Consider the following 20,338-nt stretch of genomic DNA (forward strand, 5'->3'; position numbering starts at 1 on the left):
CTCTAGCGGCCTTATTTGCAAGTTTATTTATCTTTTGTAAAAATTCAAATCTCTTCTTTAATTAAGCAATCATTTAAATTGATCATTTCAATAGTATTTCCATGAGAGCTTATGATTTGCATCAGATCTTTAGGATCAAGCCATACCGTAGCGGTATTGTTGTTAGGATGAATTCCTATCATATGTGAGACGGTTGTAAATTCTTCATCTACATACCAAATAACCGAGCAAGATTTATCGTTAAGCAGACCGAAAGGAGATACGGATCCGGGTATTAATTGCAGTTTGCTCTCAAGATCGGCAGGCGATGCAAAAGAAAGAGCTCTAAGTCCGAATTTTTTGCGAAAAGCTTTTAAATCGACACGTTTATCTCCACGAACGGTTATTAGATAGTAATTGCGCTTTTTGTCATCTCTTACAAAAAGATTTTTAGCTTCAGCCTCTGGATAAGGGAAAACCACATCCGCAGTATCTTTCATACTAAAGAGTGCGCAATGTTCGGTTATTTCATGCTTGATGTTTTTGGCTTTTAATAAATCGTAGATATTTTGTTTGTTCATGATAATTTTGTTTATTTAAGGTTGTCTTTTTGTATTCAAACTAAAGAAGAGGTGTCATATATAAAGGTAAATAGACAATACCGTCTTCATCGATTTTCAGATCGCTGTTATGAAACTCATACGAAATAGATAAATGATTATTATATTTTGCTATTAATTTTTTAGTGAAGGCAAAGAATAGCTTTTATCAGATATTATTTTTATCGAGTGGTAAAAATTATGCCTGTTTGCAATAACAGTTTTGGCAATTAAGAACTTGATTTCCATTCGATCTTAAGGTGCAATTTTGTATTTTTTACTGATTTTTAAGAGACTGCATTAGTATTTAATCGTATAAGACCCAGAGAGTTTTTCAAAATCCATTGGTAGATTTTGCTCTCTCAATTAAAAGAGCAGAAGTTCTTTTTTAAGCTGTTTTCAATCAAGTAAATCTTGACAGAATTTTCTTTTAATAATCAATTAAATGCACGAAATCAAGAATTTTATGTGTCTAATATTTCACGTTTTCTAGAATTTCTATAGCGATAATTTGCACGTTTTCTAGATTTTTAAAATAAATTGTGAAAAGTTAAGAGAAGTAGGTTTTGAAATATTTAAATTTTTAGACATTACAATCCGCATAATTTTTTTGTTTGATTCTATCTTTTATCTCTTTTTACAGAAGGGTAAATTTAGTTTTGGGCGACATTTTGGACGCTATATAATGAAAATTATTGAGCGATGAGCTGGTCGTTCATGGAACATTTAGCTTTAAATCATTCTGAAAAGAGATCGCTTTTACTGGTAATCGTCTGCATTGCATATTTCATATTTTTAGCTAGTTGTTGATGGTCAAGTTATGAAGAAGACGAGCATGAGCATTGCTTGGCATAAATGTAACAAGTGAATGTAATTAGAGCTAAAAGACGGCAAGTTGCTTCTTTTCACGAAATCTAGATTTTTAAATTTTAATAGTAGATATATTTATATTAAATGTAGATTTATATGTGTTTTCTCATTTGTTTGCTAAACACGAAGAGTGCGACTGCATCTTAAGCTTAAAAATTTGATGTCTGCATAAATTTTGAAAAATTGTTTTAATGGGGTGTTTTAGCTAACTCATTGATAGAGCTATATCAGTGCAGCTTTTTTGTAAATTTTAGAGATGAATCAAAAATTTGAAATGTTTGTTAATTTGCTACGCAAATAACTGTATTAAGTTTTCTTGCTATGTAGTATTGTGTTGGATTTTCAAAAATAACCTAAGGATATAATTTTTTATGCGTACCACGATAATGAAAAGCAGACAAGGAGATGCGATAAGCGTATTGCAGCTTACCGACACTCATTTGTTTGCCGACGAGCATGGTACGCTTTTAGGCATAAAAACCTCAGAAAGCTTTAAAGCCGTGATTGAGTCCGTGGTCAATCAGGGCATGCATTTTGATTTCATCATGGTGTCAGGGGATATTTCCCAGGATTATTCTCCCGAGTCTTATCAACGCTTTGCCCATATGGTGGCGCTGCTTAAATCTCATGTGTTTTTCTGCCCCGGCAATCACGATGACGGTCCTTTAATGTATCGTATGTTCGACAGGCTCGGTGTTGATACCAATAAGCACGTTATCTGCAATAATTGGCAGTTCGTGTTTTTAAACTCGGAAGTTTACGCTATGGCGCACGGCTGGGTACAAAAAGAAGAGCTGCAGTTTTTAAGAAAGTGCCTTGAAAGATATCCTGATTTAAATACCGTGGTGGTCGTGCATCATTTGCCGCTTTTGGTTAAAAGCCGCTGGCTTGATACTCAGACAATGCACAATCAGGATGAGTTTAATTCATTTATATCAAAGTTCCCGCAAATAAAAGCGGTGGTCTGCGGTCACGTGCATCAGGAATTTGATTCCGTCATCAACAATATCCGTTACATAGCCACGCCGTCCACATCGATTCAGTTTGAGCCTTTATCGCATGATTTTGCACTTGATCAAAAGGGACCCGGGTGGCGCTATCTTACATTGACTTCACAAGGCGAAATCCGTACTGAAGTATTCAGGCTTCCTCCCGGACGTTTTATTGCCGATCATGGTGTCTCCGGCTATTAGGAGTCGTTATGCACATTTGTTATATTCACGGCTTTTTATCAGGATCTGCCGCGGTTAAAAGTACGATTTTAAAAAATTACATTAAAGAAAACCGTTCTGATTTAACTTTTTCAGCCCCTGACTTTCCGGATACTCCTAAAGAAGCTCATGATGCCCTTATAGCGTATTTTGAGAATTTAACTAAAAAATATGAAAAGATAGGTCTTGTCGGCAGCTCCATGGGCGGTTTTTTCTCTACTTTGCTGTCAGGAGTTTTCGGCTTTAGAGCAGTACTGTTAAACCCTTGCGTTCACCCTCAGGATTATTTTCAGAATTTAATCGGCGATCATGTCAATACGGTTACCGGCGAGCGCTTTACGCTAAAGCCGCAGATGCTTGACACGTTAAAAGAGCTTGATGCCTCTATTACTTTTAATCCTTGTAAAATCAAAGTATATTTACAAGACGGGGACGAAGTCCTTGATTATAAAAAGTCCCTTGCTTTTTATGACAAGTCAGAGATAGTTCTCATGCATGGCGGTTGTCATGCTTTTACCGATTTTATTGATATCGTTCCTGAAGTTTTGGACTTTTTGGAAAATAAAAACTAATTTTTCTCTAAGCTTTAGCGCTTACACTAAAGGATACGGATTGTAAGGAGAGAAAGATGCGCATTCTGCTGGTTGAAGACGATAGGATGATTGGCCAGGCCGTAAAAGAAGGCCTTGAGAGCAAGTCTTACGCCGTTGACTGGTTTCAGGACGGCAATACTGCTTTGTATGCTCCTGAAGACGTGGATTACGATTGCATTTTGCTTGATTTAGGCCTGCCGGGGCTTGACGGTATGTCTCTTTTAGGCAAATGGCGCGCGCAGAAAATAAAAAGTCCCGTTATCGTACTTACCGCCCGTGACGCGATTGCCGACAGAGTAAGCGGACTTGATAAAGGCGCGGATGATTATTTGGTAAAGCCTTTTGATTTTACCGAGCTTTTGGCAAGAATAAGAGCGGTGCTGCGTAGAAGCACGGGTAATAGCGAAAAAATTGACAATCTTTTGACTAACGGCGTGCTTACTTTAGATCCGGTTGAGCATCTTTTAACCGTAAAAGAAGAAAACGAAAGCCGTGAAGTCTCATTAACTTCCCGTGAGTTTTCTTTGCTTGAAGCTTTGATGCAGCGCCCCGGCGCGGTATTGTCGCGTGAGGCGCTTGAACAGCGCATTTACAGCTATGACGAGGAAGTTGAAAGCAACGCGGTTGAATTTATCATTCATTCTTTAAGAAAGAAAATCGGCGCAAGTCATATTAAGAACGTTCGGGGTGTCGGGTGGAAAGTGGCAAAAGAAGCATAGGGCGATCGCTTAAGTTTCGTCTTATCTTAATTTTCTCTTGCCTCGGTTTCCTGGCGGCAGTCGGCGCCAGCTTATGGTCTTATTATTCAGTTAAAAATGAGACTTTAAATTTTATTGATGAAGAGCTGTCGCAAATCGCTGCGACGGTAATTAATTACAACATGCTGATTCCCAAGCGCTGGGAAGGTCCGCGTCAGGCACATCGGCGTATGTTTTTCCGCCGACATCATATGGGCGGCAACTCTGAAATAATTATTGAAGAGCAAAATATCGAGCACGGCAGAATGCGTCCGCCGCCTCCCCCGCCTGCGGAGATTCCCTCGCTTGGCGATTTGTCCACGCGTCGCTTTGATATCGTCATCGCTCCGCTTTACGGACAGTCACGCAATAATATATTCCTTCCTGCGGGAATTGCGGACGGTTTTTATACCGTGCTGATTTCCGATAACCGTACTCGTGTTTTCGTGGCGACAAAGACAGACGGTGAACGTTTTGTGGTGGCCCGTCCTTTAGATGTTGTCAACGACATCAGCGCCAAAGCGCTTAATACTTCTTTTTATGAGTTTTTAGCGCTGCTTTTAATTTATATTCCCATAGTTATCATAAGCGTTAATTTGACCTTTAAAGCGGTTAAAGCCTTAGCGCTTAAGCTTGATAAACGCAAGGAAAATGATTTAAGTCCTATCGTATCGGAGCATAAAGGCTACATCCCTTCAGAGCTTGATTCATTTATAGGCGCCATTGACCGCTTATTTGACAAAGTGGAGGAGAGCATGGCGGTGCAGCAGCGTTTTATTGCCGATGCCGCTCATGAAATGAGAACACCGCTTACCGCATTGTCTTTACAGGCTGAAAGCCTTGCAGATGAAGATTTACCGTCAAAGGCAAAAGAGAAGCTTAAAGCGCTAAGACAAAGCATCGAGCGGGAAAAGGATTTAATGAACGCGCTTTTGTCCCTTACCCGTATGCAGAACAACAAAGAGCAGACGGTGCTCGCTCCATGTGATATTGAAAATTTATTTATTTCACTTATTGAAGAGTTAAGTCCGCTTGCCGAGGAAAAGGATATTGATTTCGGGGTTGACGGTCCCATGAATTTTACGGCTTTTTCTTCTCTTTCTGACTTAAAGTGCGTTTTAAATAACTTTACCGTAAACGCTATTAAATATACGCCTGAAGGCGGCAGAGTGGATTTAACTTGCAAAGAAGATGGGGAATTCCTTATTTTGGAAGTTAAAGATACGGGCCCCGGAATTTCTAAGGAATATTTAGAAAGCGTATTTACGCCTTTCTTTAGAGTGGGAGGCGACAGCGCCAAAGTTCCGGGAACGGGTCTTGGGCTTGCCATAGCCAAAGCCGCAGCCAAACGAGCGGGAGCTGAAGTTAAGCTTGTAAATCAAAAGGAAGGCGGACTCTGCGCTCAAATCAAGGTTAAAAAGCACATAGCGTAAAAGCCTTTTTTCAAGAAATTTTAGCTTGTGCTAAAATTCAGGAGGAAATTTAAGGCTCATTTATATCTTTAAGTTAAAACGCGCATGACCAAAGAACAGCAGATTAATGAATATACCGGCGCTTCCATTGAAGTATTAGAAGGTCTTGAACCGGTACGCCGTCGCCCCGGTATGTACACGGATACCCAAAACCCCAATCATTTGGGTATGGAAGTAATTGATAACAGTGTTGACGAAGCTTTAGCCGGTTTTGCCACGAAGATTGAAGTAAATTTATATAAAGACGGTTCGCTTGAAGTAATTGACAACGGCCGCGGTATGCCGGTTGATCTGCATCCTACCGAGAAGATCCCGGCAATTGAGCTTATTTTTTCAAAGCTTCACGCCGGCGGTAAGTTTTCAAACGAAAATTATGCGTTTTCAGGCGGTTTGCACGGCGTGGGTGTAAGCGTGGTCAACGCTTTGTCAAAACGCCTTGAAGCTAAAGTATCCCGTGACGGGCAGGTTTATTCAATAATTTACGCAGGCGGCGAGAAAGTTGAAGATTTGAAGGTTATAGGCACATGCCCCAAATCAAGAACCGGAACCGCTATCCGTTTTTGGCCTGATGAAAAATATTTTGACAGTATCGCCTTTAACGTTAAGGCGCTGACGCATTTATTGCGGGCAAAGGCCGTTTTGTGTAAAGGCCTTAGCGTGGTGTTTAAGGATGAGAATTCAGGCAAAGAGGAAGAGTGGCATCATGAAGGCTCTCTTAGCTCTTATCTTTTAACGCAGACGCAGGATGCCGAAATAGTTCCCAATCCTCCTTTTGACGGCAGTTTTTCTCAGCCTGAATCGGAAGTCGAGTGGGCGGTAACATGGAACGTTGACAGTGCGGATAAGCTTTTGCACGAGTCTTTTGTCAACTTGATCCCGACTCCGGAAGGTGGTACGCATGTCAACGGTTTTCGTTCGGGACTTTTGATTGCATTGCGTGAGTTTTGTGATCTGCACGCTTTGCTGCCGCGCAATTTAAAGCTGGTTGCCGATGATGTTTGGGCACATTGTTCGTTTGTTTTGGCTGTAAAAATTCAAGATCCTCAATTTGCGGGACAAACCAAGGAAAAATTGTCATCCCGTCAATGCGCCTCACTTGTTGAAGGTATCGTTAAAGATGCTGCCGCTTTGTACTTTAACTCTCATACCGAAGTCGGCAAATCGGTCGCAAAACTTATTATCGAGTCGGCAAAACGCCGTGAAAGCGCAGCTAAAGTCGTAGAGCGCAAAAAGAGCGTACGCGGTCCGCAGCTTCCCGGAAAGCTCGTTGACTGCACCTCGACCGATCCTTCACGCGGCGAGCTTTTTATCGTTGAGGGTGATTCGGCAGGCGGCTCGGCGCGTCAGGCTCGTGATTCAAGTTATCAGGCCATTTTGCCTTTGCGCGGCAAAATTTTAAACACATGGGAAGTGTCGGCTAATACGGCTCTTGCCTCCGAGGAAATCCGCGCCATTTCCGTTGCCATGGGGCTTGATCCTGACAGCGATGATTTAACCAATTTACGCTATGACAAAATCTGCATTCTTGCAGATGCCGATTCTGACGGTTTGCATATCGGTACGCTTTTGTGCGCACTTTTTGTTAAGCATTTCCCTGCCTTGGTACGCGCGGGGCACGTTTATGTTGCATGCCCGCCTTTATATCGCCTTGATTGCGGCAAAATCAAAGAATACGCGCTTGATGATGAGGAGCTTGCTTTAAAGCAAAAGCAGTTCTTAAAGCGCGGCATCAAAGCCGAAAATATTAGAATCCAGCGCTTTAAAGGTTTGGGCGAGATGAATCCTGAGCAGCTTCGCGAGACTACTTTGTCTCCTGATTCACGTCGCTTAATGCAGCTTACGCTTGAAGATTTAGGTGACGGTCCCGTTTACGCTTTAATGGATATGCTGTTATCTAAAAAGCGCGCGGCGGATCGAAGATTGTGGCTTGAAAAGAACGGCGATAAAGCCGAGTTAATCGATTGATAGAAACGTGCAGGAGATTCCTGCACGTAAAGTCATAAAGTCTTTTACAGGTTCTCTTTGATAAACGCCTCTATTTCATGCGGCTGTGAATTGGCAACCATTTTAGAGGCAATCATTTTTCCTTCCTTGAATACGCATAAAGTCGGAATGGTCATGATGGAGTATTTCTCGCTTACCGCTTCTGCTTTGTCAACGTCAACGCGGGCGATGGTTAAATCAGGCATCATGTCGGCAAATTGCTGAATGTAGGGCGCAAGTTTTTTGCAGTGAGGACACCAATCTGCGGTAAATCCTGCAATTACGGTAGCTTTGCTGTTTTCTACTTTGTCTTCAAAATCCTGTACTGAGTTGATTGCAATAAGTGCCATGGCTTTTTCCTTTTGTTTGTTACGACGATTTTTAATAGTAGCAGAATCGAGATTTAACATTTTTTAAATGAGAAATTCTCGTAAGTGGCGTAAATTGTCATTTGACTATACGGAAGTAACCTCGTTAATTCAGATGTTGGCGCTGTTTAGTCTAAAAAATGTTATAATCAAATAAATATACTCATTTTAAACATGCGGGAAATTTTCGACCCGTTTTTAAATGAATTTTAAATTGCGCTTAAGTTTTTGATTATTAAGGTCAAAGACGAGAGCGCAAAACTTTACTGGTTAAAAATAGAATTTTTAATTGGCATTTTAGGCATCCTTTAACTTAAAAGGATGAAGTCAACATGTCTTCAGGAGGCATAGATGGCCGTTAGAAGCTCCGGAGCTAAAAGTTCCGCCGGAAATAAGCGTTCAGTAAAAAAAGCAGTCAGCTTGGCAGAAAACAAAGCCGTTACGGCAGCTAAAGTTGATGCCGGTGCGGACAAGAATTCCTTAAAGCTCGACGTAAACGTTTTTAAAGAAAAGATTGTGCATCATTTACGCTGCACCATCGGAACCTCTGAGAAAAAGGCCAGCAAGCTTGCATGGTGGCAGGCATTGGTGGCAACTGCAAATGAATTAATTTTCGATCGTCTTACCCAGACTCAGTACACTCACGCTACTAAAGATACTCGTGCCGTTCACTATTTATCCGCCGAGTTCTTGATGGGCCGCCTTACCGTAAATAATTTGGTAAGCCTTGAAGTTTACAATACCGCCAAATCCGCATTGCAGGAATTGGGTATTGATATCAATGAAATCTGTGAAGAAGAAACCGATATGGCATTAGGAAACGGCGGTTTAGGCCGTCTTGCCGCCTGCTTCATGGATTCCTTGGCAACTTTAGCTTATCCTTCAGTAGGCTACGGCATTCATTATGAAAACGGTTTGTTCCGTCAGGAAATCCGTGAAGGCCGACAGATTGAGCGTCCTGATTCCTGGCGTGAATACGGCTGCCCTTGGGAGGTCTGCCGTCCTGAGTCAGTTCAGGAAGTCCCTATCGGCGGTTTTGTCGAAACTCAGACCGCACCTGATGGCTCTATCCGTAAAGTATGGCACCCCGAGCACGTAATTAAGGGCGTACCTTGGGATATTCCCGTTGTCGGTTTCCGCGGTGCATCCGTTACTATTTTGCGTTTGTGGGAATCCCGTCCTACCGAGTCATTTAACTGGGACGTATTCAACGCCGGCGGCTACGTCGACGCCCAGAACGAGAAAGCAGCCGTCGAGACCATTTCCAAGGTCTTGTATCCTAACGATTCAACCGAGGCAGGTAAGATGCTGCGTTTGACTCAGCAGTATTTCTTCTCATCCTGCTCATTGCGCGATATTCTGCGCCGCTACAACCGCACTCATTTCCATGATTACGGTGAATTTGCCAAGAAGATTGCAATTCAGTTAAACGATACCCACCCGGTTATCGCTATTCCTGAGTTAATGCGTCTTTTGGTTGATGAGGAAGGCATCAGCTGGGATGCCGCATGGGAAATCGTAACCGAAGTATTCTCATACACCAACCACACTTTGTTGCCTGAGGCATTGGAGAAGTGGCCCGTTTATATTTTCGAGAAGCTTTTGCCGCGTCACCTTGAAATCATTTATGAAATCAACTACCGCTTCTTAAATGACGTAGTTGAAGCCAAGTGGCCGGGCGACGACGAGAAGAAGAGAAAGCTTTCCATTATTGAGGAAGGTCCGTGCAAGATGGTCAGAATGGCAAATCTTGCTGTTATCGCTTCCCGTAAGATTAACGGCGTTGCCGAGATCCATTCAAAACTCGTCCGCGAGAATTTGTTCCCTGAATTCAGCGCTTTGTGGCCTGACCGTTTCTGCAACGTTACTAACGGCGTAACTCCGCGTCGCTGGATGCTTGCCTGCAACCCGGGACTTGCCGAGCTTTATAACGAAATTGCCGGCAAAGATTGGCCGCTGCATCTTGATTCATGCGCCGCTTTGCGTCCTTATGCCGACGACCCTCAGATCCAAAAGCGCTTTATGGACATTAAGTTCAAGAATAAAGTCGCGCTTGCAGCTGAAATCAAGAAGCAGTGCGGCGTTGAGGTCGATCCGCATGCTATGTTTGACGTGCAGATTAAGCGTCTGCATGAGTACAAGCGCCAGCATTTGAACTTACTGTATATTCTTTACTTATACCGTAAGCTTCTTGCCGATCCTGCAATGCGCATTGTCCCGCAGGTCTTTATTTTCGGCGCTAAAGCTGCTCCTGCTTATACTTTGGCCAAGAACATCATTTACGCAATTAACGTTATCGGCGATAAGATCAATAACGATTACCGTATCCGTAATCAGTTAAAGGTCGTATTCATGCCTAACTACCGCGTCTCTCTTGCCGAGAAGATTATTCCTGCCGCTGATATTTCAGAGCAGATTTCAACTGCAGGTTATGAAGCTTCAGGTACTTCCAATATGAAGTTCTCCATGAACGGTGCTTTGACCCTGGGAACCATGGACGGCGCTAATATTGAGATTGTCGCTGAGGCCGGTGTTGAGAACAACTTCATATTCGGTATGTCCGTAAAGGATGTTCAGGAGTTGAAGGAGAAAGGCTACAATCCTTGGGATTTCTATAATTCAAATCAGGATTTAAGAGCCGTTATCGATTGGCTTGACAGCGATTACTTCACTACAGAAGATCGTCAGGCTTTAGCATCCATTAAGCATTCCTTGCTTGAAGGCGGTGATCCTTATATGGTTCTTGCCGACTTTGCTTCATATTGTGCCGCACATAAGCGCGCTGAGGAAATGTATGCCGATAAGGCACGCTGGGCTCATGCCGCGATTATGAATTCAGCATCTATGGGTAAGTTCAGCTCCGATCGCTCTATTGAGGATTATGTCCACAATATCTGGAAGCTTAAGAACTACGAAATTAAAGACGAAATTTAAACAAAGATTTTTCGTTTAAATTAAAAAAGAAGCGGATCTTGCTAAAAACAGGATCCGTTTTTTTTATTTAATTTTTTGTTTTGTATTAAATTTTTGGTGCGAAAAACTCTCAACTTAATAAGGGATGACAGCAAAATAAGATAGTATTTCAACGGTTTAAATTTATATTGGTATTTTTTAAATGGGAAAAACTAGAAATATTTCCGGTGATTTTAATTGTGCATTCAGGGTAAAACCGCTTACTGTTGCGGTACTTTTTTATGTGGGTTTTACATCTGTTGTAAGTGCACAAACCTTTAATATCGATAAATGGTCAGATTTAAACCAATGGGCAACGAATAATAGTGATAACGTTTTTTCTGGGCAAGGCTCTTCCGGCAATACATTTTATTTTGCCTGTAATCCGGAGGACAAAGATTTTGAGTTTTACTCTTCATCTCAAGGATCTGTGCAGGAAAATAATACTTTAATTATCAGTAAAGGTAATTTTCATGTTTTTCATGACATTATATTGGCGGCATCGTCAGGCTCTGATGTTAGCGCTGAATTTAATAAGATAAAAATTACCGGTGGGGATTTTGCGGGAAAGGTAGAGAAAAATGTCTATAGTTTGTATGCGGCAAGAGGTACAGGAAAGCTTAGTAATAATTCAGTAGAAGTGTCTGGCGGTAATTTTGCAGGTCATGTAATGTTATTTGCCGCAGAACAGAATTCTGAAGATCTATTAGGAACTGAAAACAGGCTTGAAAATAACAATATTACGGTAACGGGCGGAACCTTTACAGATGATTGTAAAGTTGAATTGCAAGCGGCTTATGCTGATAACGGAGATATATTAAATAACGGCATAACCATAAAAAATTTAAAAGAAGGAAAGTTTGAATGGCTGAATGCCGCACATTCTAAGGCAGGAAATGCTGAAAATAACTATATTGATATTTCAGACTCCGATCTTTCTCTTGAAATGACGGTAGTGGCTGCTGAATCTAATTCACCGGTATGTTCTCATTATTTCTAATAACTATGTATCAATTAAAAATTCCACAATCAATTTAAGTGCCGCAGTGTATGCTGCTCACAATGTCGCAGGAACGGCAAAAGATAGTGTTGTCAGCATTGATAATTCGACAATAACAAATGAAAACGGATCTGTGTATATTTACGGTGCGTATGTTGATAACGGATAGGTATCCGGAAATCAGGTGATATTAAATAATACTAAATTTGATTTTGGTGATAATAAACATGCAGCGTTTATTTGTGCAGCTATGGTTGAAGATGGAAGTGCGCATGATAATAGTGTCAGCCTGATTGGGGATAATGAGTTTGATGCAACAGGATTATCTAAGGTTTATTTTATAGGCGCAAAAGGATCCGGAATATTTTCTGATAATGTTCTTTTATTGGATAGATGGAAAGGTCAGGTTTCATCTGTTTCTAATTTTGAGGGCATTAAATTTTCTAATATTGCCTGGGAAAACGGGGCAACGATTTTAAAAATTCAACATCAGCCGTACTACGATGATTTTATTGAGGATTTGCTGATTGATTCAGGTGAAACTGATATAAGCGTTACTTCATTTATTGTTGGCAATGATTCCTTTATTTTTACAGGCGGAATTGATTCGCATCTTGGCGAGTCAATGACTTTGGTTAATAGCGTTGATAAGGTTAAATTTAATCCGGTTTATGACGGTAAAGGGCAGGAAGTCTCATTTTCTTCATCACTTACCGAAGATGTTAAGGGCTATGTTACGAATGAACCCGATGCAAACGGTGATGGCGGATCGGTTGTTTTAACCTTGGAAGAAAAGACGGAACAAAGCTCGCAGATGGAGATTGTCAGTAATAATCGCAATATGTCGGTGACCTTTTTAGGACAGGCTGCGGAGCTGGTCGGAGATACACTTTTTGAACCGCCTCATGATTATCAGTGGGGTCCTCGTACTTTTGCCGTGATTAATAATGCCAATGTTAAATATGAGTCTTCAGGAAGATTGGAAGTTGACGGCTTTAACTTTATCGCGGGTATGGCAAACAGTACTTATTTTAAAGACAATCTTTTTAGAATTAATTTATTTGCTGAACTTGGAGAAGGAGATTTCAGCGAGTCGATGCGCTTTGGCTCTGTAACCCGATCCGTTGACGGCAGAATCAGATATTGGGGACTTGGATCTTCTACTCGCTTCTTGTTGCCTTGCGGAGCTTATTTTGAAGGCTCATTACGCGCAGGTCATTTATATAATGAAATAGATCATGGACTTATCGGAGCTGACGGCAACAATTACGGTTATTCTATAAGATCTTATTACATAGGAGCTCATGCCGGCTTAGGCTGGTTATTCCCGATAGCGGATTGGGGTAAATTAGAGCTTTTCGGTAAATACTTCTATACTCATTTACCTTCTGACGATGCAAATGTCAGGGCAAAAGATGATTTTGCTGATTTTAGCTTTGAGAGCGTTGACAACAGCAGGGTCCGTACCGGCTTGCGTTTGTATCTCCCTTCAACCGAGATTGCACAAGGCTATATCGGAGCTGCATATGAATATGACTTTTCTCCTGATTCCGACGTGACGGTTAACGGTTATGAAATTCATGCCGAAAATAAATTACGCGGCAGTACCGGTATCGGAGAGATAGGTTTACGTTTTGCCAAGAAAGATTCACCTTGGCTTATGGACGTAAGGTTTCGCGGTTATTTCGGTCAGCGTGAAGGAGAGAGTTTAAAATTACAGGAAGAGTATGCATTTTAAGCTGTTTAGTTGAATAATTTTCAAATAAACCGGTTTAAAGTAAGCAAAAAAGAAAACCTAGACAGGCAGTTAAGATGCGCATTTATCGGGTCAAAAATTATCATGATTTAAGCTTAAAGGCAGCTGAGATCGTGTCTGAGCAAGTGCGTATAAAACCTGAGTGTGTTTTGGGCCTTGCGGCAGGATCAAGTCCTATCGGAATGTATCAGCAATTAATTGAACGGTATAACAAGGGAGAGCTGGATTTTTCTAAAGTTAAGACCGTAAATTTGGATGAGTATTGCGGTTTGGGAATAGACAGCGCTCAAAGTTATGCTTACTTTATGCACCGTAATCTTTTTGACTATATCAATATAAAACCCGGCAATATCAATATTCCTGACGGTAAAAATCCTGATGCGGACGCTGAGTGCACTCGTTATGAAAAGGTTATAGAAAGTTTAGGCGGAGTTGACATTCAGCTTTTAGGGATCGGACGGAACGGACATATCGGCTTTAATGAGCCGGGAAGTTCATTTGACAGCACTACTCATTGCGTGGATTTAAGTTATAGCACTATTGATGCAAATAAGCGTTTTTTCAGCAGTATTGATGAGGTTCCGCGCAAGGCGTATACCATGGGCATTAAGACCATCATGAATGCCCGCAGGATCTTGCTTATTGCTTAAGGTATTCATAAGGCAGAGGCAGTTTATAAAGCTTTTTGCGGCACCGTAACAGAGCAAGTTCCATCTTCGGTATTACAGCACCATCAGGATGTAATTTTGGTCGCGGATGAAGAAGCGCTGTCATTAGTTTAAGTTATACAATAAAAAGAAAAAGTTACGGAGGCAAAGCCGGTTTTCCTTTTTTACGGGAAGCTGCAATACTGATTGTTATGAAAATTGTAAATGCTAAAGTTTTTACGCCTGAATTTATTTTTAAAGACGGAGAAATTTGTGTGGATAAAGAACAATTTGCCGCAGTTTCTCCGGATGTGTCAAAAATTGACGCAAAAGGTCTGTATGCTATTCCCGGACTTATTGATATCCATTTTCACGGAGCCGTGGGATATGATTTTATGGACGGGACTAAAGAGGCTTTGCGCAGTATTGCTGCATATGAGGCAAGTGTCGGGGTAACTTCAATTTGTCCTGCTACCATGACGATGGGGAAAGAGGATATTTTAAAAGCTTGCGCCAACGCTCGGGATTTTAAACCTGATGACAAGTGTTCTTCGTTAGTCGGCATCAATATGGAAGGACCTTTTTTGTCAGCGCAAAAACTCGGAGCGCAAAATCCTGATTTTGTGATGAAGCCTGATGCTGAGTTTTTCAGAAAAGCTCAAGCAGCGTCCGGAAATAAAATCAAATTGCTTGCCATTGCCCCGGATACTGAAAATGCTCTTAACGTTATCGCAAAGCTTAAAGATGAGGTTCTGTGCTCAATTGCTCATACCTGCTGTGACTACGATACTGCAGTAAAAGCAATTGCTGAAGGTGCTACGCATCTTACGCATTTGTATAATGCCATGCCGCCTCTTTATCATCGCGATCCCGGTCCTATTGCGGCAGGATCTGACGCTAACTGGTGTGAAGCTGAAATTATCTGCGACGGTATTCATGTTCATCCCGCGGCGGTACGGGCGGCTTTTCGTCTTTTCGGAGCAGATCGCATGATTTTAATTTCCGATTCGATGATGGCTTGTGGACTTGAAGACGGCGTATATCAGCTGGGCGGACAGAAGGTAACCGTTACGCATCGTAAAGCTCTTTTAGATAACGGCACCATTGCCGGATCTGCTACGAACCTTTTTTCCTGTATGAAGACAGCCGTGCAAAAGATGGGTATTGCGCTTGAAAGCGCGGTACGTTGCGCTACTTATAATCCGGCTCGATCCATAAAGATTTTGGATAAAGTCGGAACCATTGAACCGGGAAAACAGGCAGATTTGCTGTTGCTTGATGACAATTTGGATATTAAAGCGCTGCTGCTGCGCGGCAAGTGGCTGTTTAATGAAATTTAAGAAAAAATAGCGGCACTTTGGTGGTCGTGCCGCTATTTTAAATCAGCAATAAAGGCAAAGGCATTCGCGCCGTTTGCACTTAATCGTTGTCCTGGATTAATCCGTATTGCCAGGTTGACACTCCGCCGAAATTGACGACGTATTTATATCCTGCGTTAACAAGATATTGACCTGCAACCGTCGCTCTTCTTCCAGTTCTGCAGTATAAAAGAAGCGGTTTATTCAGGTCTGGTGCCTCTTGGAGAATTTGTCCGTCTTTTATGGTTTCAACCGGAATATTGATTGCGCCCTCAATGTGTCCTTCGGCAAATTCTTCAGGACTTCTGACGTCAATCAGAACACCTTTATTCTTTTCTATAAGCGCGTAAGCGATATTCTGCGAAACTTCACTATAGCCTGCAGGCATGGTGTATTCACTAAGCAGTTTTTCTGAATTACTTACCGCAAAAGACGGAAACATAAAAGTAAAGCCTCCGATTAGGCAGGAAATTAAAATTGCCTTTTTCATAACACTCTGTTTAATTGCTTTCTTTAATTTTTTTAACGATATTAGTCGTAGATTTACCTGCAACAAAAGGCAGGATAATAACTTTACCGCCGTTTGCCAGTACTTCTTTATGTCCTGCAATCTGTTCTACGGTGTAGTCTCCGCCTTTAACCAAAATATCCGGCAGAATTTTGGCGATAAGCCGCTGCGGAGTTTCCTCAGAAAAAGGCACGACGAAATCAACGCAGCCTAATGCCTCAAGAACCTCCATACGATCATTTAAGGTCACGATAGGGCGGGTCGGGCCTTTTAATTTTTGCACTGATTCATCGGAGTTTACGGCAACGATTAAAACATCGCCTAAAGCGCGAGCACGCTTTAAATAATCAACATGACCTTTATGGATGATATCAAAGCATCCGTTAGTCATGACAATACGTTTTTGCTGAGATTTTAGGGTGTTTACGACAGTTAACAGATCGTCTTCGTTTATAACGCCGCCTACACGATGAGTTCCCTCGATTTCTTGCTTTAATTCTTGAGGACTTGCAGTTGAAGTTCCGAGTTTGCCGACTACGATACCGGCGGCACGGTTGGATATTTCGCAGGCGCTTATAAGATCAAGCCCTGCAGCAAGTCCTGCAGCTAAAGTTGCAATAACGGTATCGCCGGCACCGGTGACGTCGTAAACCTCACGGGCGTGAGTAGGCAGGTGCACGGGAGGAAGACCGGGGCGGATTAAAGACATACCGTCTTCAGATCGAGTGACAAGCAGTGCGCTTAAGTCAAAATCGGCAATCATTTTAAGCGCTTTTTTGACCAGATCTTCTTCATCTTTAACTATGCCTGCCACTGCTTGAAATTCAGCCATATTGGGCGTTAATAAGGTAGCTCCGCGGTAACGGTTGAAGTCGGTGCCTTTAGGATCGATTAAAACCGGAATTTTAAGATCGCGTGCGGCTTTTATCATTAAAGGCACGCAGGCAAGTGCTCCTTTGCCGTAATCAGAGCAGATAAGAACTTTTGAGTTGCGCAATGCTTTACGCAGTGTCTGCATGATTAAGCCGTGATCGACATCGGAGTAACCTTCTTCAAAGTCAAGGCGCAAAAGCTGCTGATTACGGGATAAAACTCGCAATTTGGTAATCGTAGGCAGATTTTCGGCTTTAATAAAATCAGTATCGATGTGTTTTGAGGTGACCAGTGCGTTTAATTGTTCTCCTGCCTCATCATTGCCGATGATTCCTACCAACGAGCAAGGCGCGCCTAATGCAGCGATATTGATGGCGACGTTGGCGGCACCGCCGGCTCGGTCTTCTCGTTTGTCAATTTTTACGACCGGAACGGGAGCCTCGGGAGAAATGCGCTTGGAAGGCCCTGACCAGTAGCGATCGAGCATGACATCACCTATGACGGTAACGCGGCCGTTGAAAAGAGGAACAGAAAGAGTACTCATAAACACCAAAACTCCTAATTTTTTCTGTAATTATATATGCCTTCGGTCTGCTTGTCCTACAAGAGGTAAAAATGTGTTAAATTATTAAAGTTAATCCAAGTTTTAAAAAATCATGCGTAAAACAATTTTTCAGCAATTGTCAGGCAGTTCGCTGCGTCCTTTGCCTTTTGCGGTTATCGTTGCGGTACTGTCAATAATCTTCGGTTATTCTTTAGGTGCTTTATTTGTCAATTTACAGTACATTACCGATTTTTATATTTTAGGCGAAAGTGAAATCGATGTAGTTTTCGGAACCTTTATTCTAGGCGGTATTTTAGGCGCATTTTTAGGATCGGGACTATGCGCAGGTGCGGGGCGGCGCATCACTTTAATAGGCAGTGCCGCATTAGGCGCAGGAAGCAGTCTTGCTACGGTATTTTCCCCGTCTTTTAGCGTATATCTATGCTCATTATTGGTAATGGGATTGGCTTTTTCCTTATATACGCTGTCCTCTTTAATCTATATTTGCGAGATAACCTTGCCGTCAAATCGCGGTTTTTGCGCTTGCCTGTTGCCGGTTGCCTTTTTACTTGGCGTGGAAATCGGTATTTTCACACCTGATTTAAGACCTAGCGGCGAAGGCTTTCCTTTATACCTGCTGCTTGTGATGATCCATATCCTTGCTTTGGTTCTGGCAATTTTAAAGTTGCCTGAAAGCCCGCGTTGGCTTGCTTTATCAGGATATTATGATGCCGCGTTATCCGTATTGTTTTCCCTGCGCAACGATATGGGAATTGCGGCACGTGAGCTTGCCGGAGTGAATGAATGCTGCCGCGGTGAAGAAAAAGGATCCGAGCTTTTTTTGCAGAATACCAATTTCCGTAAGATTGTCTGGCTGCTTTTGACTTTGGTTTTATTTATTCAATTAAGCGGCGTCGTTATCCTGCCTTATACTTTTTCCGATTTGATGATAAAGACCAGCTACAGCGATAACTTTTATATGTTCTCGTATTCATACGATCTGTTAAAAGCGTCGCTTACGGTAGCTCTTTTTGGTGCCGTTTCCGCGATGTTTACCGTAGACAGATGCGGCAGAAGAATTCCGATGATAATAAGCGCGGTGGTTTCCGCAATTACATTGCTTGGCTTAAGCTTAATTTCTTTTAGTGAAATTGAAATTGTCAGCATGGCGATTATTTCAATTTTAATCGTGATGTTTATTTATGCCGCTTCCGTATTTTTGTGCTGTTTTATGGCCGTGCTTGTGTGTGAGGTTATTCCGCTGCGCGGCAGAGAATTCGGAACGGCAATGGTTCTTTTGGTAAATTACGTAACGATTTTGCTCTGTCTGCAAATTTTCTTGTCAGTAATTATGTCGCTTGATTTTAAGGGACTTTTCTTTATAGAGTTTATTGCGGCAGCGGTTTTATGCAATATAACTTATAATTTCGTGCCCAATACCAATGACTCGTCAATTGAGAATATTGAAAATCGTCTGTTTGCTGGGCGAGATTTAGTAAATTTAGGAAAGGCTAATAAAAATTAGAGGTAAGACCCCGTTTCCAGAGTCTTTAAAAAGGTTAGCGCAAATCTTTAATTGCGATATTGTCCATATCGTCAAATTCCTGGTTTTCACCTACCATTGCCCAGATGAAGGTGTAATTTGAAGTGCCGCATCCTGAATGGATACTCCAAGACGGACCGATTACGGCCTGTTCATTGTGCATAATGATATGACGGGTTTCCTGCGGGGTTCCCATCATATGAAAAACCGCCTGATCTTCAGGGATTTCAAAGTAGAAGTAAAGTTCCATGCGGCGTTCGTGGGTATGTGCCGGCATGGTGTTCCATACGGATCCTTTCTTTAATTGAGTAAGACCCATGGACAATTGGCAGGTCTTTAATACGTCAGGGTGGATGAACTGATTGATGACGCGATCGTTGGCGGTCTCAGGAGAGCCGCAAGGACGGTGATTGGCTTTGCTCATCGGAATAAAAGTCGTGGTATAGGAGCAGTGAGCCGGTGCCGAGGCCATATAGAATTTAGCGGGGTTTTTAGGATCATCGCTTGAGAAGATTACTTCTTTTGTGCCCATAGTTATATATAAGCAGTCTTCAAAACCCATGTGATATTCGGTTCCGTCGCACTTTACTGTACCGGGACCTCCGACGTTGAAAACACCCATTTCACGGCGCTCTAAAATGTAGTGGGTTCCGAAGTTATGATAACAATCAATTCCGTCATCAAGAGCGACAGCGCGGTTTACCGGCATGCATCCGAAAGCGCACATTCTGTCGACATGAGAATAGGTAACAAGGACTTTATCGGCTTCAAAGAGTTTTTCGATTAAAAATTCTTTACGCATTTCTTCAGTGGTGAAGCGTTTAAAGTGTTCAGGATTGGCACTGTAGCGGATATCCATAATCTTTTCCTTATGAAAAATAAACATAATGGGAGCGATTATAGCGTAAAGATTTGAGAAAAAATTTGATGGAGCAAGGATTTCAGAGTTTGCTGATGGTGGAGGTAAGCGGGATCGAACCGCTGCCTCCTGAATGCGATTCAGGCACTCTCCCGACTGAGCTATACCCCCACAACGGGATTGAATTTGGTGGAGCTACGCGGGATCGAACCGCGGACCTCTTGCATGCCATGCAAGCGCTCTCCCAACTGAGCTATAACCCCAAATTCAATAAGACACTTATTATATGCTTAAAACTTAACGTGTCAATAAAAGCAAATGATCACACGCAAAAATAAGTGAATGCTGAATGGTGGAGGTAAGCGGGATCGAACCGCTGACCCTCTGCTTGCAAAGCAGATGCTCTCCCAGCTGAGCTATACCCCCACGACGGGACAATCTGAATTTGGTGGAGCTACGCGGGATCGAACCGCGGACCTCTTGCAT

At 42.2% G+C, this 20,338-nt stretch carries 17 protein-coding genes and 3 tRNA genes; 12 read left to right on the top strand and 8 right to left on the bottom strand.

Translation table 11 applies throughout. The annotated features are described in order from the left end of the window. Positions 1-44: 44 nt before the first annotated feature. Complete coding sequence (locus QZ019_RS01870) at positions 45-560, bottom strand: prolyl-tRNA synthetase associated domain-containing protein (RefSeq protein WP_295481910.1); 516 nt, start codon at positions 558-560, stop codon at positions 45-47. A 1,259-nt stretch (positions 561-1,819) separates the two neighbouring features. On the opposite strand from QZ019_RS01870, the gene cpdA reads away from it, so the two are divergent. From cpdA to parE, 5 genes are all read left to right on the top strand, one after another. Beyond that, a complete protein-coding gene (cpdA, locus tag QZ019_RS01875) occupies positions 1,820-2,641 on the top strand; it encodes a 3',5'-cyclic-AMP phosphodiesterase (RefSeq protein WP_295481912.1) in 822 nt (273 codons plus the stop codon). 8 nt (positions 2,642-2,649) lie between these two features. Further along, positions 2,650-3,231: a YqiA/YcfP family alpha/beta fold hydrolase gene (locus tag QZ019_RS01880; protein WP_009143586.1), complete on the top strand. Its 582-nt coding sequence runs from the start codon at positions 2,650-2,652 to the stop codon at positions 3,229-3,231. A 56-nt stretch (positions 3,232-3,287) separates the two neighbouring features. Next, the gene (locus QZ019_RS01885; RefSeq protein ID WP_294566552.1) at positions 3,288-3,971 is read left to right on the top strand and encodes a response regulator transcription factor; all 684 of its coding nucleotides are present in this window, start codon (positions 3,288-3,290) and stop codon (positions 3,969-3,971) included. Further along, the gene (locus QZ019_RS01890) at positions 3,947-5,422 is read left to right on the top strand and encodes a HAMP domain-containing sensor histidine kinase (RefSeq protein ID WP_295481915.1); all 1,476 of its coding nucleotides are present in this window, start codon (positions 3,947-3,949) and stop codon (positions 5,420-5,422) included. Before QZ019_RS01885 ends, QZ019_RS01890 begins: the two co-directional genes overlap by 25 nt. 84 nt (positions 5,423-5,506) lie before the next feature. Then, positions 5,507-7,426, top strand: coding sequence for a DNA topoisomerase IV subunit B (parE, locus tag QZ019_RS01895; RefSeq protein ID WP_295481916.1), 1,920 nt, complete (start codon positions 5,507-5,509; stop codon positions 7,424-7,426). A gap of 44 nt (positions 7,427-7,470) precedes the next feature. On the opposite strand, the gene QZ019_RS01900 is transcribed toward parE, so the two are convergent. Continuing rightward, positions 7,471-7,794 carry a thioredoxin family protein gene (locus QZ019_RS01900; RefSeq protein ID WP_295481918.1) on the bottom strand — a complete coding sequence of 108 codons (324 nt, stop codon included), beginning with the start codon at positions 7,792-7,794 and terminating at the stop codon, positions 7,471-7,473. A gap of 369 nt (positions 7,795-8,163) precedes the next feature. On the opposite strand from QZ019_RS01900, the gene QZ019_RS01905 reads away from it, so the two are divergent. The 6 genes from QZ019_RS01905 (at position 8,164) to nagA (ending at position 15,507) form a co-directional block, all read left to right on the top strand. Continuing rightward, positions 8,164-10,746 (top strand): glycogen/starch/alpha-glucan phosphorylase, encoded by a 2,583-nt coding sequence (locus QZ019_RS01905; RefSeq protein WP_295481920.1) that lies wholly within the window; start codon positions 8,164-8,166, stop codon positions 10,744-10,746. Between the two features lie 181 nt (positions 10,747-10,927). Beyond that, positions 10,928-11,764 (top strand): hypothetical protein, encoded by an 837-nt coding sequence (locus tag QZ019_RS01910; RefSeq protein WP_295481922.1) that lies wholly within the window; start codon positions 10,928-10,930, stop codon positions 11,762-11,764. A 46-nt stretch (positions 11,765-11,810) separates the two neighbouring features. Beyond that, the gene (locus tag QZ019_RS01915; RefSeq protein WP_295481924.1) at positions 11,811-11,933 is read left to right on the top strand and encodes a hypothetical protein; all 123 of its coding nucleotides are present in this window, start codon (positions 11,811-11,813) and stop codon (positions 11,931-11,933) included. Positions 11,934-11,948: 15 nt separating this feature from the next. Then, positions 11,949-13,502, top strand: coding sequence for an autotransporter outer membrane beta-barrel domain-containing protein (locus tag QZ019_RS01920; protein WP_295481926.1), 1,554 nt, complete (start codon positions 11,949-11,951; stop codon positions 13,500-13,502). Positions 13,503-13,576: 74 nt separating this feature from the next. Next, entirely contained in the window at positions 13,577-14,170 is a 594-nt protein-coding gene (gene nagB / locus QZ019_RS01925) for a glucosamine-6-phosphate deaminase (RefSeq protein WP_295481928.1), read from the top strand. A gap of 209 nt (positions 14,171-14,379) precedes the next feature. After that, positions 14,380-15,507, top strand: coding sequence for an N-acetylglucosamine-6-phosphate deacetylase (nagA, locus tag QZ019_RS01930; protein ID WP_294566531.1), 1,128 nt, complete (start codon positions 14,380-14,382; stop codon positions 15,505-15,507). A gap of 79 nt (positions 15,508-15,586) precedes the next feature. On the opposite strand, the gene QZ019_RS01935 is transcribed toward nagA, so the two are convergent. Further along, on the bottom strand, positions 15,587-16,015 hold the full coding sequence (locus QZ019_RS01935) for a rhodanese-like domain-containing protein (protein ID WP_295481931.1): 429 nt from the start codon (positions 16,013-16,015) through the stop codon (positions 15,587-15,589). Between the two features lie 10 nt (positions 16,016-16,025). Continuing rightward, positions 16,026-17,450, bottom strand: coding sequence for a bifunctional D-glycero-beta-D-manno-heptose-7-phosphate kinase/D-glycero-beta-D-manno-heptose 1-phosphate adenylyltransferase HldE (gene hldE, locus QZ019_RS01940; RefSeq protein ID WP_294566526.1), 1,425 nt, complete (start codon positions 17,448-17,450; stop codon positions 16,026-16,028). Positions 17,451-17,562: 112 nt separating this feature from the next. Here hldE and QZ019_RS01945 point away from each other — a divergent pair, with 112 nt between their 5' ends. Continuing rightward, a complete protein-coding gene (locus QZ019_RS01945; RefSeq protein WP_294566523.1) occupies positions 17,563-18,975 on the top strand; it encodes an MFS transporter in 1,413 nt (470 codons plus the stop codon). A gap of 34 nt (positions 18,976-19,009) precedes the next feature. Here QZ019_RS01945 and kduI read toward each other — a convergent pair whose 3' ends face one another. The 4 genes from kduI to QZ019_RS01965 form a co-directional block, all read right to left on the bottom strand. After that, a complete protein-coding gene (gene kduI, locus QZ019_RS01950) occupies positions 19,010-19,852 on the bottom strand; it encodes a 5-dehydro-4-deoxy-D-glucuronate isomerase (protein WP_294566521.1) in 843 nt (280 codons plus the stop codon). Between the two features lie 96 nt (positions 19,853-19,948). Next, positions 19,949-20,023, bottom strand: a tRNA-Ala gene (locus QZ019_RS01955). A gap of 16 nt (positions 20,024-20,039) precedes the next feature. Continuing rightward, positions 20,040-20,115: transfer RNA gene (locus QZ019_RS01960), tRNA-Ala, on the bottom strand. A gap of 87 nt (positions 20,116-20,202) precedes the next feature. Further along, positions 20,203-20,278: transfer RNA gene (locus QZ019_RS01965), tRNA-Ala, on the bottom strand. Positions 20,279-20,338: the final 60 nt, after the last annotated feature.

The sequence above is a fragment of the uncultured Succinatimonas sp. genome, from assembly GCF_905203285.1.
GTDB lineage: Bacteria > Pseudomonadota > Gammaproteobacteria > Enterobacterales > Succinivibrionaceae > Succinatimonas.

Bases quoted from the DNA above. Each gene is read 5' to 3' on its own strand.
- QZ019_RS01870 (WP_295481910.1), bottom strand. From the start codon at position 560: ATGAACAAACAAAATATCTACGATTTATTAAAAGCCAAAAACATCAAG.
- cpdA (WP_295481912.1), top strand. From the start codon at position 1,820: ATGCGTACCACGATAATGAAAAGCAGACAAGGAGATGCGATAAGCGTA.
- QZ019_RS01880 (WP_009143586.1), top strand. From the start codon at position 2,650: ATGCACATTTGTTATATTCACGGCTTTTTATCAGGATCTGCCGCGGTT.
- QZ019_RS01885 (WP_294566552.1), top strand. From the start codon at position 3,288: ATGCGCATTCTGCTGGTTGAAGACGATAGGATGATTGGCCAGGCCGTA.
- parE (WP_295481916.1), top strand. From the start codon at position 5,507: ATGACCAAAGAACAGCAGATTAATGAATATACCGGCGCTTCCATTGAA.
- QZ019_RS01900 (WP_295481918.1), bottom strand. From the start codon at position 7,794: ATGGCACTTATTGCAATCAACTCAGTACAGGATTTTGAAGACAAAGTA.
- QZ019_RS01905 (WP_295481920.1), top strand. From the start codon at position 8,164: ATGGCCGTTAGAAGCTCCGGAGCTAAAAGTTCCGCCGGAAATAAGCGT.
- QZ019_RS01910 (WP_295481922.1), top strand. From the start codon at position 10,928: ATGGGAAAAACTAGAAATATTTCCGGTGATTTTAATTGTGCATTCAGG.
- nagB (WP_295481928.1), top strand. From the start codon at position 13,577: ATGCGCATTTATCGGGTCAAAAATTATCATGATTTAAGCTTAAAGGCA.
- nagA (WP_294566531.1), top strand. From the start codon at position 14,380: ATGAAAATTGTAAATGCTAAAGTTTTTACGCCTGAATTTATTTTTAAA.
- QZ019_RS01935 (WP_295481931.1), bottom strand. From the start codon at position 16,015: ATGAAAAAGGCAATTTTAATTTCCTGCCTAATCGGAGGCTTTACTTTT.
- hldE (WP_294566526.1), bottom strand. From the start codon at position 17,450: ATGAGTACTCTTTCTGTTCCTCTTTTCAACGGCCGCGTTACCGTCATA.
- QZ019_RS01945 (WP_294566523.1), top strand. From the start codon at position 17,563: ATGCGTAAAACAATTTTTCAGCAATTGTCAGGCAGTTCGCTGCGTCCT.
- kduI (WP_294566521.1), bottom strand. From the start codon at position 19,852: ATGGATATCCGCTACAGTGCCAATCCTGAACACTTTAAACGCTTCACC.